The following is a 14,423-nucleotide window of genomic DNA, read 5'->3' as shown; positions in this document are numbered from 1 at the left end:
TCTAAATGATACCTGTTAATAATTACTTAATTCTGGGGGCAATTTTATTCGGATTTGGCCTTATTGGCATAATGATGAATCGTAGAAACATCATCTTATTGCTGGTATGTATCGAATTGATGTTACTCGCAGTAAATACTAATTTTGTCGCATTTTCACATTATTATAACGAAATTAGCGGTCAAGTTTATGTCTTTTTTATTTTAACGGTTGCTGCGGCAGAGGCAGCAATAGGATTAGCCATAGTGATGTTGCTTTTTAGAAATAGAGGTAACATTGACGTAGATAAGATGAATCATTTAAAAGGTTAACATTGTGAGTATTCAACAACTTTGTCTAATAATCGTTTTAACTCCCTTGGCTGGCTCCATAATTGCTGGTTTTTTCCGTAATCAAATAGGACGAGCCGGAGCACATTCAGCTACTATTTTAGGCGTTACAATATCTTTTATTGCATCGCTCTATGTAGCTTGGCAAATTTTTTCTGGCGCCATGCCAGTTGAGAGTACCGTGCTTTATCATTGGGCAACTGGGGGGCTGATCCTTCCTTTTGAATTCAATATTGGATTTCTGATTGACCCTTTAAGTGCGGTGATGCTCGTGACGGTTAATTTTGTATCTTTGCTGGTGCATATTTACAGTATTGGATATATGGCAGATGACGATGGGTACCAGCGCTTTTTTAGCTACATTTCGCTGTTTACTTTTATGATGTTGATGTTAGTCAGTGCCAATAATTTCTTGCAATTATTCTTTGGCTGGGAAGGTGTAGGTCTCGTTTCTTATTTGCTTATCGGTTTTTGGTATCAAAAAGAATCAGCTATTGAAGGTAGCCTTAAAGCATTTATCGTCAACCGTGTGGGCGACTTTGGTTTTCTAATAGGTATTGCACTGGTTTTTGCATATACTGGCAGTATCGATTATGAAACTGTATTCAAGAGTGTTAATTATCTTACAAGTCAAAATATTGAGCTATTTCAAGGCCACCCATGGTCTTTAGTCACGGTAATTTGTTTGGCTTTATATGTGGGGGCTATGGGTAAATCAGCACAAGTACCACTGCATGTATGGTTACCTGAATCAATGGAAGGTCCGACTCCTATTTCTGCATTGATTCATGCTGCAACCATGGTTACCGCTGGTGTGTTTATGATTGCACGTATTTCACCGCTAATCGAATTTTCTACAACAGCATTGAGCGTAGTTTTAGTTATTGGCGCTACAGGAGCACTTTTTACAGGAATCCTGGCACTCACAATGAACGATATAAAACGTGTAGTCGCATATTCAACGCTATCTCAATTAGGATATATGATGGTTGGAATGGGGGCTTCAGCGTATAGTGCAGGAATGTTTCATCTTCTTACGCATGCCTGTTTTAAAGCGCTTTTATTCTTAGGTGCCGGTTCTGTAATCATCGGAATGCATCATGAACAAGATATGCGGAAAATGGGTGGCTTATGGAAGAAAATGCCCATTACCTATATAACCTTTGTAATTGGTTCTCTAGCTCTTTGTGCTATTCCTCCACTTGCAGGGTTTTATTCAAAAGATACAATTATTGAAGCGGTACAATTGTCACAGATTCCAGGAAGTGGATATTCCTATTTCTGTGTTGTTGTTGGCGCTGGTATCACTGCGATGTATTCGTTTAGATCTTTGTTTATGACGTTTCATGGTAAACCTCGTATGGATGAACATACTTTAAGTCATGTTCATGAATCAGCATGGGTAGTTTGGTTGCCTCTTGTTCTACTTGCTATTCCTTCAATTATGTTAGGTTACGTATTGTATATGCCTATGCTTTTTGATAATCCAACCATTTTAAGCCCATCTTTATTTATTCTTCCACAACATAATGTGTTGGCAGAACTTGCACACGAAATTACATCACCTTTTGCAAGTATGGTGCATTCGATATACTCGCTCACATTCTGGATTACTTTGGCGGGAATTGCGATTGCCTGGATCTGTTATATCGCTGTCCCATCGATTCCAGGTTATTTAGCACGCCGTTTTTCACTCATCTATAAAATTCTCATTAATAAATATGGATTTGATGCGTTTAACAATTTAGTTTTTGTAAAAGGTTCTAAGGGTATAGGAACTGTATTTTACAGTGTGGGTGATCAAAAATTGATCGATGGAATGGTTGTGAATGGCAGCAGTCGACTAGTTAGATGGTTATCAGCTAAAGGTCGTGCTATACAAAGTGGTTATCTGTATCATTATGCTGCAGTAATGATTTTTGGATTGCTTGGATTTTTATGCTGGTTGATACTCGGCTGAATATAGGGTGAAGGTATGCATTATTTGCTCAATTTACTAATTTGGTTGCCAGTAATAGGCGGTGTTTTTGTTCTTCTCGCTGGAGATGATCGTAGCCCGAATATTTCGCGTTATTTGGCATTGTTTACGGTAATACTTTGTTTGCTACTGTGTATCCCTCTTGTTGCAGGCTTTGATCCTAAACTTTTAGGAATGCAATATTTGGAGGAATTCTCATGGATGCCCTCATTAGGCATTAGTTATAGCTTAGGTATTGACGGTATGTCATTACTCCTAATCGTGCTTAGTATTTTTACGAATTTAGTGGTGATACTGGCAACATGGGAAAGTATTACTAATCGAGTCTCTCAATATTTAGCTGCATTTTTGATTATGCAAGGACTTTTAGTTGGTGTTTTCTCTGCTTTAGATGCGATTTTATTTTACATCTTCTGGGAAGCAACACTAATTCCTATGTACCTGATTATTGGTATTTGGGGATCAGAGAATCGGGTTTATGCGGCGATTAAATTTTTCTTATATACCTTTTTAGGTTCAGTACTCATGTTAGCCAGCTTTTTATACATGGGCTACATTGCAGGGACATTTAGTATTGAAGCGTTTTATGCAATTAAACTTAGTATGACCGCACAAACATTGATCTTCATTGCATTCTTCCTTGGATTTGCAATTAAAATCCCAATGTTCCCAGTACATACCTGGTTGCCTGATGCACATACTGAGGCTCCAGCTGGTGGCTCGGTTGTATTGGCTGCAATTTTATTAAAGCTTGGTGCTTATGGATTTATCCGTTTCTCCTTGCCCATAGTTCCGGATGCATGTAGTCGTTATGCAGGGATTATGATTGCTTTATCTTTAATCGCGGTGGTTTACATTGCGTTGGTCGCAATTATTCAAAAAGATATGAAGCGATTAATTGCATATTCTTCAATTTCACACATGGGATTTGTGACTTTGGGTAGTTTTGCTATTTTTGCGATTGCAAAACAATCTGGATTAAGCGCAGCTGGCTTAATCTTAGAAGGTGCGATTGTAGTTATGATTTCTCATGCGTTTGTCTCAAGTGCACTTTTTGCCGGTGTAGGCTACATCTATGATCGCATGCATACCCGACGCTTAGCCGATTTTGGCGGAATCGTGAATTCAATGCCGATATTTGCATCATTTTTCATGCTGTTCTGTATGGCGAATGCAGGCTTACCAGGTACCTCCGGTTTTGTTGGTGAATTTATGGTAATTGTAGGTTCCCTTAAAGCCGGTTTTTGGGTGACTTTTTGGGCCGCAACCACACTTATTACTGCAGCAGGTTATAATCTTTGGATGTATAAACGAGTAATTTTTGGACCTATAGCAAATGAAAAAGTTGCAGAACTAAAAGATCTTTCGGGCTATGAGTTAAGTGCTTATATCTTACTTGCTTTGATGGTTATCGCTATGGGTGTTTATCCCCAGCCGTTTCTAGAGTACATTCATCAAACAGTAAGCCATACTCTGGCATTAGCAAGTCAATCAAAATTGTAATCAAGGTTAACCAATATGACAGCATTACTTGAAAATATCCATGTAGCCATTCCGGAAATGATTGTGCTCGCCACTGCATGCATTGCATTGCTTGCTGATCTATTTTTACGGCATCGGTATAAATCAATTTCCTATTTTATCTCTTGTGTAGGTTTAGTTTTAGCTGCAGTTGTTAGTTTTCTTTACATTGGTATGTATAAGGTTATTACCCTCAATGGCCTATTCATAAGTGATGATGTTGCCAATTTGATGAAATTTTTTATCTACATTAGTGTGTTGCTTAGCTTTATCTATTCAAAAAATTATATAGATGAGCGTCAAATGCCATCAGGTGATTACTATATTTTAGGTTTGTTTTCTACTTTGGGGATGATGCTTCTTGTTTCTGCACATTCTCTACTTACGATTTTCCTCGGCTTGGAATTATTATCCTTACCGCTCTATGCAATGACTGCTATTCGCAGGACAGATAGTGATGCCTCTGAAGCGGCAATGAAGTACTTTGTAATGGGTTCGATTGCCTCTGCTATGCTTTTATATGGTATTTCTTTGATTTACGGAGCAACTGGAAAGCTGGATTTACTCGAAGTGGCTAATGTTATTGCTGCTAACTGGCAACAGCAAAGCACGCTACTCGCCTTTGCAATGGTTTTTATCCTATGTGGGGTTGCTTTTAAATTGGCAGCTGTTCCCTTCCACATGTGGGCGCCTGATGTCTATCAGGGAGCACCAACTTCAGTTACATTGTTCATTAGTGCTGCACCAAAAGTTGCCGCACTCGGTATGGCTTTTAGATTACTGACAATAGGTCTAGTAGATATTAGTGCGCAGTGGCAACAAATTTTGTTGGTAATTACATTGCTTTCAACAGGTTTGGGCAATCTATTTGCAGTGGTTCAAAACAGCATTAAACGCTTACTTGCTTATTCTGCTATATCACATATTGGATATGCTCTATTTGGTATTTTAGCGGCGACTGCATCAGGTTATTCTGCTGCTCTTTATTATATTTTGGTTTACGCAATAACGTCTGCTGCTGCCTTTGGATTAATTGTTCTAATGTCTAATCACGGGATGGAAATAGATAGCGTTGATGATTTAAAAGGGCTAAACAAAAGGAATCCTTGGCTCGCATTTTTGATGCTAATTATTATGTTTTCTCTGGCAGGAGTTCCTCCTACCGTTGGTTTCTTTACTAAATTGCTTGTGCTGAAGGCCTTGGTTGATGCTCAAATGACTTGGGTTGCGGTAGTGGGGCTATTCTTTACCGTAATAGGAGCTTATTATTATTTGAGAATTGTTAAACTTATGTATTTTGATAAACCAGCACACGCGGACCCAGTATATATGAATAAAGGAAATGTTTTCGTACTTTCTTTGAACTGCTTATCGCTAATTTATTTAGGTATTTTTCCAGGCGCCTTAATTGTAGCTTGTATGAATGCTTTCGGCTCCTAAAGTTGACTAAATTTTGTTCTTTACTAGAAAATAGCCCATATTTCTAATGCAGAATAAATATTTATTTACATTCTTAAGCGAAAGTACTTGCTAAGCGTACTGACTCTCAGTATACTTGCCATCAGTTGACGCGGGGTGGAGCAGCCTGGTAGCTCGTCGGGCTCATAACCCGAAGGTCGTAGGTTCAAATCCTGCCCCCGCTACCACTTATTAAGAACCCCATTTATGGGGTTTTTTATTATGCATAATTTGTAACTGCACTAAAAAACAGTAGTAGCCAGTGAAGCAAAGATCGGCTCGGAAATAAATTTTTATAAATCACTTCCAAAGTCTAGCTCTAGCCCGAACTTAGGTTACTATACCGTATTTGTATTAGGCATTCGTGCCCTTTTTTGTTTGTTAATACTATGATACAAGAAGAGTTGGAACATCTATTAGCTCCTACAATTAATGATATGGGCTATGAACTTTGGGGATGCGAGTACCTTTCACAAGGTAAGCATTCTTTATTGCGAATATACATTGATAAGGCTGATGGAATAGGGATTGAAGACTGCGAAGCAGTAAGTCATCAAGTCAGTGCTCTGCTGGATGTTGAAGATCCAATTTCTGGAAATTATAGCTTGGAAGTATCATCTCCTGGCATTCCAAGACCTTTATTTAAAAAATGGCAATATCAGCGTTATATAGGTCATGATGTGCAGATTAAAACTTTTAAGCCAATTGAGGGTAAACGTAAATTGCTAGGTACTATTGTCTCAGCATCTGACGACGTTTTAGTACTCAAAATTAATAATGAAGATAAAGAATTACTTTTTTCAAATATTGTGAAAGCAAGTTTGACAGTATAGAGAGGCGAACAATGAGCAAAGAATTGTTACTGGTTGCAGAGGCGTTATCAAACGAAAGAGGTGTAAGTAAGGATGTTATTATACTTGCCATTCAGGCTGCATTAGAGTCCGCAACTCGCAAGATCTTTGGTTTGGATATCGGGGTACGGATTAAATTGGATCCCCGTACTGGTGACTATGAAACTTTTAGATATTGGGATGTAGTCAACGAGGACGAGTTAGAGTATCCAGAACGCCAATTAACTGTTGAACAAGCAAAAGAACGTAATCCATCTGCAAAAATTAATGATCGTATAGAAGAGTCAATTCCTTCAATTGAATTTGGACGAATTGAGGCTCAAGCTGCTCGTCAAGTAATTATGCAAAAAGTGAGAGAAGCAGAGCGTGAGCTGGTAATTGATCAATTCAGAAGCAAGCTAGGACAATTGATTTATGGAACAGTCAAGAAAGTAACCCGAGATAATATTATAATTGATTTAGGCGGCAAAGCTGAAGCATTCTTGCCACGTACAGAAATGCTTCCACATGAAATGTTTCGTCCGAATGACAGAGTCCGTGCTTATCTATATGAAATCACACCCCAAGCACGTGGTCCACAACTGTTTGTAAGTCGCACTCGTAATGAAATGCTCATTGAACTTTTCCGCATTGAAGTACCAGAAATTGGCGAGAATGTGATTGAAGTGAAAGCTGCGGCACGGGATCCAGGAAATAGAGCCAAAATTGCTGTTAAAACAAATGATGGGCGAATTGATCCTGTCGGAGCTTGTGTTGGTATGCGCGGAGCTCGGGTGCAAGCAGTTTCTAGCGAACTTGGTGGCGAGCGTGTCGATATTATTTTATGGGATGACAATCCGGCTCAATTAGTTATTAATGCGATGGCTCCTGCGGAAATTTCTTCTATTGTTGTTGACGAAGACACACATACGATGGACTTAGCAGTAGAAAAAGATCAATTATCACAGGCAATAGGCCGTAATGGTCAGAATGTTCGCTTGGCAAGCCAACTAACTGGTTGGACCTTGAATGTTATGACTACAGATGAGTTTGAAAATAAAAATTTGGAAGAATCAAGTAAAATTGTTAAATTATTTACAACTGCACTGGAAATTGATGAGGAAATTGCTACATTACTTGTAGCGCATGGTTTTTCTTCTCTTGAAGAAATCGCATATGTTCCTAAAGAAGAATTACTGGCTATTGATGAGTTCGACGAGGAAATTGTAGAAGAACTAAGAAATAGAGCGAACGATAAATTACTCACAATGGCTCTTTCCTCTGGCAAAGAGCTATCTGGTACACCTGACGAATCATTACTATCAATGGAAGGTATGACTGAAGAGTTAGCTAATATATTAGCTGCAAAAGGAATTACTTCCATGGAAGATTTAGCTGAGCAATCTGTAGATGAGTTGCTAGAAATTGAAGGAATGACTGAAGAAAAGGCCGGTGCTTTAATAATGAAGGCCAGAGAACCATGGTTTTTATAAAGCTATGGATTTATTATAAATTAATGTAGTGCAAATATGCAGTTTCTTTTTAGATAAAAAATATAACTGCTGAAAGGGGATTAAAATATGGCGGATGTGACGGTTAAACAATTAGCTCAAGTCGTTGGTATTCCGGTTGAACGCTTATTGAACCAGTTACAGGAAGCAGGGTTGTCTTTTACGGATGACCAACAGACTGTGAATGAAGAGCAAAAGCGAATCCTACTCAATCATTTAAAGAGAACTTCTCTGCGTGATGTGAATGTTTCGCCTGAACGAATTACTTTAAGACGGAAAAGCTTATCACAAGTCACCGTTGGTCATGATGCTCATAGCGGTAAAACTGTAAGCGTTGAAGTGCGCAAGAAAAAAGTTTTTGTAAAACGCACCCCAATAGTCGAGCTTCCTGAAGCAGAAGAACCTGTTATTCCTGAAGAAATTCAGGCTATATCTGAACAGCATCCCGTTGAAAGTACTTCTGAAAATTCGCCATTATCTGAAACATCTATTGAATCAGTTGAGCAGCCTATCGAAGGCGCTGAAACAACTGTAGCAATAAAAGAAGAGCCTATAGCTGAAGAAACGCCTAAGGATGAAAAAAGTGAAGAAATCCTGGAAAACCTCTCAACTGAAGTTCTTGAAAGTACAAATGCGATTGAAAATGTGGAAGACATTTCCATAACAGAAGAGCATAAATTGGAGAAACAAGCTAAAAAGAAGCATATAGAGCCAACAGTTGAATCTGATGCAGCAGACTTTAGAAAGGTTAAGAAGAAACCCAAATATCAACAAGCAACTTTTGATCGTGATGAAGACGATCAAGAAGGTCATAGACGTGGCGGACGCAGTAAATTTAAAAAGCGTAAAGGTGTAGAGAAATCCGATAAGCTTAAAGAAGCTGAAGAGTCACTAAAACATGGCTTTGCATTACCAACTTCACCTGTAGTAAAAGAGGTTTTAATACCCGAGACAATTACTGTTGCTGAATTGGCAAAAAGAATGTCTGTAAAAGCTGCTGAAGTGATTAAAATAATGATGTCTCTTGGGGCGATGGCAACGATTAACCAGGTTATTGATCAAGAAACTGCAGTTATCGTTGTGGAAGAAATGGGCCATAAGGCACGAATTATCAAAGAAGATGCAATAGAGGTTGGATTAGGGGAGTCGATTACTAAAGGTAGTCGTACTGAATCCAGAGCACCTGTAGTTACAATTATGGGACACGTAGATCATGGTAAGACTTCTTTACTTGACTACATTCGTCGAACCAAAGTTGCTATTGGTGAAGCAGGTGGTATTACACAACACATTGGTGCATATCATGTAAGCACCCCTAAAGGTGATATTACATTCTTAGATACCCCTGGTCACGCTGCGTTTACAGCAATGAGAGCTCGTGGAGCCCAGGTCACCGATATTGTTGTGTTGATCGTTGCGGCAGATGATGGTGTTAAACCACAAACTATAGAAGCAATTCAACATGCTAAAGCTGCAAAAGTGCCAATTATTGTTGCAATTAATAAAATGGATAAGCCAGATGCAGATCCTGAACGTGTCATGAATGAGTTAACGACACATGAAGTCATTCCAGAAGCCTGGGGTGGTGATACTATGTTTATCAATATCTCTGCTAAATCCGGTATGGGTATTGATGATCTTCTTGATGCAATACTACTTCAATCTGAAGTTTTAGAGCTGACGGCATTAACTGATGGCGCTGCAAAAGGTGTAGTCATCGAGTCACGCTTGGATAAAGGAAGAGGTCCTGTAGCAACTGTATTAGTACAAAGTGGAACATTACATAAAGGCGATATCTTGCTTGCTGGGTTCCAGTACGGCCGTGTGCGCGCCCTTGTTGGTGATAATGGAGATATGGTTGATTATGCAGGCCCATCGATTCCAGTTGAAGTGCTTGGTTTATCAGCTATTCCTCATGCAGGAGATGAAGCTGTTGTTGTTCCTGATGAGAAAAAAGCAAGAGAGGTTGCTTTGTTCCGTCAAGGTAAATTCCGAGATGTAAAACTTGCAAGACGCCAGAAATCAACGATTGAAGGCATCATGGAAAATATGGCTGCTGGAGAGTCTAAGGTACTTAATGTGGTGCTTAAAGCTGATGTTCAAGGTTCTCTTGAAGCAATTTCAGATGCTTTAGTGAAGTTATCTACTGATGAAGTCAAAGTTGAAGTTATTTCAAGTGGTGTTGGCGGAATTACTGAATCAGATGTTCACTTGGCGATAGCGTCTAGTGCAATTTTGGTGGGCTTTAACGTAAGAGCCGATAGCAGCGCTAAGAAATTGGCAGAGCATGAATCAGTGCAGCTGCATTATTATAGTGTAATCTACGATATTGTTGATCAGATTAAAGGCGCACTAACTGGCATGCTTGCTCCTCAATTTAAAGAGGAAATTATTGGTACCGCTGAGGTTCGAGATGTCTTTAAATCACCTAAAATTGGTGCGATTGCAGGTTGTATGGTTATCGAAGGTGTTATCAAACGTAACAATCCTATTCGTGTACTGCGTGCCAATGTGGTTATCTATGAGGGAACTTTAGAGTCACTGCGAAGATTCAAAGATGATGTGATCGAAGTTCGTCAAGGGTTCGAATGTGGTATTGGTGTCAAAAATTACAATGACGTAAAACCAGGTGACCTGATAGAAGTATATGAAACAGTTGAAATTAAGCGTGATTTATAAAGATGGGTCATAATTTTAAACGTACAGATCGAGTCGCTGAGATGATTCAGCGAAAGTTAGCGCAGATAATACCTATGGAAGTGAAAGATCCACGCTTAACAGGGTTCGTTACCATATCTGCTGTAAAAGTTGCTGCTGATTTGGGGCATGCAAAAGTATATTTTACTGTGCTTAATGACGATAAAGAAACAGCAGCGGCTATTTTAAATGCCGCTGCCAGTTATTTGCGTAGTGCCTTGGCACGAAGTATTACTTTGCGGACGGTTCCTCAGCTTCATTTCGTATATGATGAATCTATAGAATACGGACAACGTTTAAGTCGTCTCATCGATAAAGTGAATCCGCCAGCCCCCGAAGATGATGAATGCAATTAATCCTATAGCATTAGATGGAATTTTATTGCTGAATAAATCGGAAGGAATGACCTCAAACACGGCGTTGCAGAAGGCAAAAAGGTTGTTAGGCGCAAAGAAAGCTGGCCATACTGGAAGTTTAGATCCCCTCGCAACGGGTATGTTGCCGCTTTGTTTCGGTGAAGCGACCAAAGTATGTCAATTTTTGCTTGAAGCAGACAAATGCTACGAAACAACGGGTTTATTAGGCATTAAAACTAATACTTCTGATGCAACAGGTGAAATAATCGCTCGTATTGATGAATTTGTAGTTTCAGAGACAAATTTGCTTGATGTATTAATGCAACATACAGGTTATATAAAGCAGGTTCCTTCGATGTTTTCCGCTCTAAAACATAATGGTACTCCTCTTTATCGTTTGGCTAGAGAGGGTATTCACATCGAGAGAAAGGCACGTGAAATCCTGATTAGTAATTTGCAGCTTAATGCATTTGACGGTAAACAATTTTCATTAACCGTAACTTGCAGTAAAGGAACTTACATTCGCAATTTGGTTGAAGATATAGGCGATGCTTTAGGTGTTGGGGCTCATGTAACTCGACTACATCGAGTTTATACGTCAGGTTTAGAAAATATGCCTATGTACTCACTAGATGAGCTAGAGGCAATGGCTATCTCAGAACGAAAAGCTTGCTTAATTCCTATGGATAAAGCAGTTAGTCATTTGGAGAAAGTAACTCTTTTGAGTGATGAACTTGTTCTGATTCGCCAAGGTAGAGTAGTAACAAATAAAATAGGTGTAGAAAGAGCAGATTGTGTTCGTCTCTATGATGAGACAGCACACTTTATTGGGATAGGTGAACGAAATATCCAGGGTGATATCAAAGCGAAACGATTACTTTCTTTTTAATCTTATATATATTAAAAGAGTGTTTACAGCTAAATATGAAATTTTTTGCACAAAAATAATTTACAGTACTTGTTTCGTTGGACATGCCTTGGTAGAATGTTCGCCTTTAAATGAATACTTAGTAGTTCCGGGAGTGTATAATGTCGCTAAGCAGCGCAGATAAAGCAGTAATTGTTAAAGAATACAAGCGTTCTGATAAAGATACTGGTTCGCCTGAAGTTCAGGTTTCTATTATTACTGGCCGTATCAAATATTTAACTGAGCACTTTAAAGAACACAAAAAAGATTTCCATTCTCGACGTGGGCTACAAGAACTTGTTAATAAGCGTCGTAAGCTGTTGAAATATTTAAAGCGTAACGATGAAGCTCGCTATCAAACATTGATCCAAAGTCTGGAATTGAGAGATTCTTATTGATTGCTGAGCAAATACATATCTTTACGAATGTACATTACAAAAAAATACTTTAAATAAAGGCGCAATTTTCTGCGCCTTTTTTTCGTTATAATTACTTGATGAGGAAGATTACGTGGCTAAGTTTACAAAAGAAATAGCATTTGGTGACCACACGCTTATATTGGAAACTGGTGAAATTGCGCGACAAGCGGATGGAGCGGTATTGGCCAGTATGAATGGCACTCAAGTATTAGCTACAGTAGTTGGTAAAAAAGAAGGTGGTGAAGAAAATGGGTTTTTCCCATTAACAGTAAATTACCAGGAAAAATTTTACGCAGTAGGCAAAATACCTGGTGGATTTAATAAACGCGAAGGCAGACCATCAGATAATGAAACTCTAACTTCACGGCTCATTGATCGCCCTATTCGTCCTTTATTTCCTGAAGGATTTAGCAACGAAGTGCAAGTCATTGCTACGGTTCTTTCTCTAAACCCAGAAGTTTCTGCAGATATTGTTGCAATGATCGCATCCTCGGCAGCATTAACTCTTTCTGGTGTTCCTTTTAATGGACCAATTGGTGCTGCTCGTGTAGGTTATAAGGATGGTATTTACTTATTAAATCCAAGTCGTAAAGACCTGGAGCAATCCAAACTTGATTTAGTAGTCGCAGGAACTAAAGATGCCATTTTGATGGTCGAGTCAGAAGCTAAAGAATTAAGCGAAGACATTATGCGTGGCGCAATTATGTTTGGCCATGAAATGATGAAAAATGTGATCAAAGCAATAGAAGAGCTTGCTACACAAGGCGGAAAAGCTCGTTGGGATTGGACAGCTCCCGAAGTAGATACTTCACTTCAAGAACGAGTTTCAGATATGGTGAGACAAGAAGTCGAAGCAGCCTATCTGATAAAAGACAAACAAGAACGATATCAACGTTTGAATGAATTAAAAGAGCAAACAATATCAGCACTGCAAGCGGAGAATGATGAGTTAAAAGCTGATGTAATTGGCAATATGTTTGTCGAAATAGAACGAGCTACTGTACGTAATCGAATTCTTGATGGTGAACCACGAATTGATGGTCGCGATCACAAAACAGTTCGTCCAATTGCTATTCGTACAAAACTACTAGAAAGAACACATGGTTCTGTTTTGTTTACTCGTGGCGAAACCCAAGCTATTGTTGTTGCTACTTTGGGTAATGAGCGTGATGCACAAATCCTAGATAATATTACTGGCGAATCAAAAGACCGTTTTATGTTGCATTATAATTTCCCTCCTTATTCAGTAGGCGAAACAGGTATGGTTGGCAGTCCAAAACGTAGAGAAATTGGACATGGCCGCCTAGCTAAGCGTGCAATAATGGCTGTTTTGCCCGAGGCCAATGAATTTCCTTATGTTTTAAGAGTTGTTTCTGAAATCACTGAATCTAATGGCTCTAGTTCGATGGCTACAGTATGTGGTACTAGTCTTGCGCTGATGGATGCAGGTGTTCCCTTAACCGCACCTGTTGCTGGAGTCGCAATGGGCTTGATTAAAGAGGGTGATCGTTACGCAGTATTAACTGATATATTAGGTGATGAAGATCATTTAGGTGATATGGATTTCAAGGTAGCAGGAACTGAAAATGGAATCACAGCATTACAAATGGATATTAAAATCCATGGTATTACTAATGAAATTATGGAGCAAGCATTAGACCAAGCTTTAGCTGGTCGCTTACATATCCTAGGCGTAATGAATAATGCATTATCAGAGCACCGAGATGAGTTATCTCAGCATGCACCACGTATCACTACTATGAAAGTTGCAGAGGACAAGATACGAACTATTATCGGTAAAGGTGGGGCAACAATTAAAGGGCTAATTGAAAGTACAGGTGTTTCCATAGATATCGATGATACAGGCGTTGTTCAATTATTTTCTCCTGATATGAATGCCTTAGAAGAAGCACAAAAGCAAATTAAAGCATTAATTGCAGAAATAGAAGTTGGGCAAACTTATCACGGTAAAGTAAGTAAAATCGTCGATTTTGGTGCCTTTATCAATCTTTTACCTGGCAAAGATGGATTGCTCCATATTTCTCAAATTTGCAGCGATCGAACACAAAAAGTCGAAGCAGTGCTGCAAGAAGGCCAAGATATTGTTGTATTTGTTGCAGGTATTGATAAGCAGGGTCGTGTTAAGCTTGAGTGGAAAGATAGACCTCAAGCAGAAGAAGTAGCAGCTGCTAGTCCTACCGAAGAAGCTCATCGTGAAGAAGAGCCTAGTGAAGCAGCAAATGAGGGTGTTCGTGAAGGGGAAGAAGAATAAGGAACTGCCTATTCTTCCGCATGTATAGGTGCGGAAGAATAATTTTAATTGTAACCTGAATGCAGCAAATGTATGTCTAATATAGCTTCCCGGGTTATGCTTTTCTTCATCCAGGTTATAATGCTAAAAAATGAGATCGAAGCAG

General features: G+C 39.0%; 10 protein-coding genes, 1 tRNA gene and 2 pseudogenes. All 13 read left to right on the top strand.

Annotation, left to right across the window (positions count from 1 at the left end; genetic code table 11):
* Window positions 1–5: 5 nt before the first annotated feature.
* The 13 genes and pseudogenes from nuoK (at window position 6) to pnp (ending at window position 14,278) form a co-directional block, all read left to right on the top strand.
* Window positions 6–311, top strand: a complete 306-nt coding sequence (nuoK, locus tag BW930_RS07635) for an NADH-quinone oxidoreductase subunit NuoK (protein WP_058467423.1) — start codon at window positions 6–8, stop codon at window positions 309–311.
* A gap of 4 nt (window positions 312–315) precedes the next feature.
* Window positions 316–2,289, top strand: coding sequence for an NADH-quinone oxidoreductase subunit L (gene nuoL / locus BW930_RS07630; protein ID WP_058467422.1), 1,974 nt, complete (start codon window positions 316–318; stop codon window positions 2,287–2,289).
* Window positions 2,290–2,304: 15 nt separating this feature from the next.
* The gene (locus tag BW930_RS07625; RefSeq protein WP_058467421.1) at window positions 2,305–3,810 is read left to right on the top strand and encodes a complex I subunit 4 family protein; all 1,506 of its coding nucleotides are present in this window, start codon (window positions 2,305–2,307) and stop codon (window positions 3,808–3,810) included.
* Between the two features lie 15 nt (window positions 3,811–3,825).
* Window positions 3,826–5,268 carry an NADH-quinone oxidoreductase subunit NuoN gene (gene nuoN / locus BW930_RS07620; RefSeq protein ID WP_058467420.1) on the top strand — a complete coding sequence of 481 codons (1,443 nt, stop codon included), beginning with the start codon at window positions 3,826–3,828 and terminating at the stop codon, window positions 5,266–5,268.
* 129 nt (window positions 5,269–5,397) lie between these two features.
* Window positions 5,398–5,474: transfer RNA gene (locus BW930_RS07615), tRNA-Met, on the top strand.
* A gap of 201 nt (window positions 5,475–5,675) precedes the next feature.
* On the top strand, window positions 5,676–6,119 hold the full coding sequence (gene rimP, locus BW930_RS07610; RefSeq protein WP_058467419.1) for a ribosome maturation factor RimP: 444 nt from the start codon (window positions 5,676–5,678) through the stop codon (window positions 6,117–6,119).
* Between the two features lie 11 nt (window positions 6,120–6,130).
* The gene (gene nusA, locus BW930_RS07605) at window positions 6,131–7,609 is read left to right on the top strand and encodes a transcription termination factor NusA (protein WP_058467418.1); all 1,479 of its coding nucleotides are present in this window, start codon (window positions 6,131–6,133) and stop codon (window positions 7,607–7,609) included.
* Window positions 7,610–7,696: 87 nt separating this feature from the next.
* Window positions 7,697–8,057 (top strand): annotated as a pseudogene (locus BW930_RS17515) (translation initiation factor IF-2 associated domain-containing protein); the annotation flags it as partial.
* A 227-nt stretch (window positions 8,058–8,284) separates the two neighbouring features.
* Window positions 8,285–10,306, top strand: a pseudogene (infB, locus tag BW930_RS07600) (translation initiation factor IF-2); the annotation flags it as partial.
* A gap of 2 nt (window positions 10,307–10,308) precedes the next feature.
* Window positions 10,309–10,680, top strand: coding sequence for a 30S ribosome-binding factor RbfA (rbfA, locus tag BW930_RS07595; RefSeq protein ID WP_058467416.1), 372 nt, complete (start codon window positions 10,309–10,311; stop codon window positions 10,678–10,680).
* On the top strand, window positions 10,667–11,569 hold the full coding sequence (gene truB / locus BW930_RS07590; RefSeq protein ID WP_058467415.1) for a tRNA pseudouridine(55) synthase TruB: 903 nt from the start codon (window positions 10,667–10,669) through the stop codon (window positions 11,567–11,569). Before rbfA ends, truB begins: the two co-directional genes overlap by 14 nt.
* Before the next feature lie 140 nt (window positions 11,570–11,709).
* The gene (rpsO, locus tag BW930_RS07585; RefSeq protein WP_058467414.1) at window positions 11,710–11,985 is read left to right on the top strand and encodes a 30S ribosomal protein S15; all 276 of its coding nucleotides are present in this window, start codon (window positions 11,710–11,712) and stop codon (window positions 11,983–11,985) included.
* Between the two features lie 112 nt (window positions 11,986–12,097).
* Window positions 12,098–14,278 carry a polyribonucleotide nucleotidyltransferase gene (pnp, locus tag BW930_RS07580; RefSeq protein ID WP_058467413.1) on the top strand — a complete coding sequence of 727 codons (2,181 nt, stop codon included), beginning with the start codon at window positions 12,098–12,100 and terminating at the stop codon, window positions 14,276–14,278.
* Window positions 14,279–14,423 lie beyond the last annotated feature (145 nt).

This window comes from Fluoribacter gormanii, from assembly GCF_900156395.1.
Taxonomy (GTDB): domain Bacteria; phylum Pseudomonadota; class Gammaproteobacteria; order Legionellales; family Legionellaceae; genus Legionella; species Legionella gormanii.
Note: the sequence above shows the minus strand (reverse complement) of the source record. Positions and strands in the feature narration are given on the sequence as shown.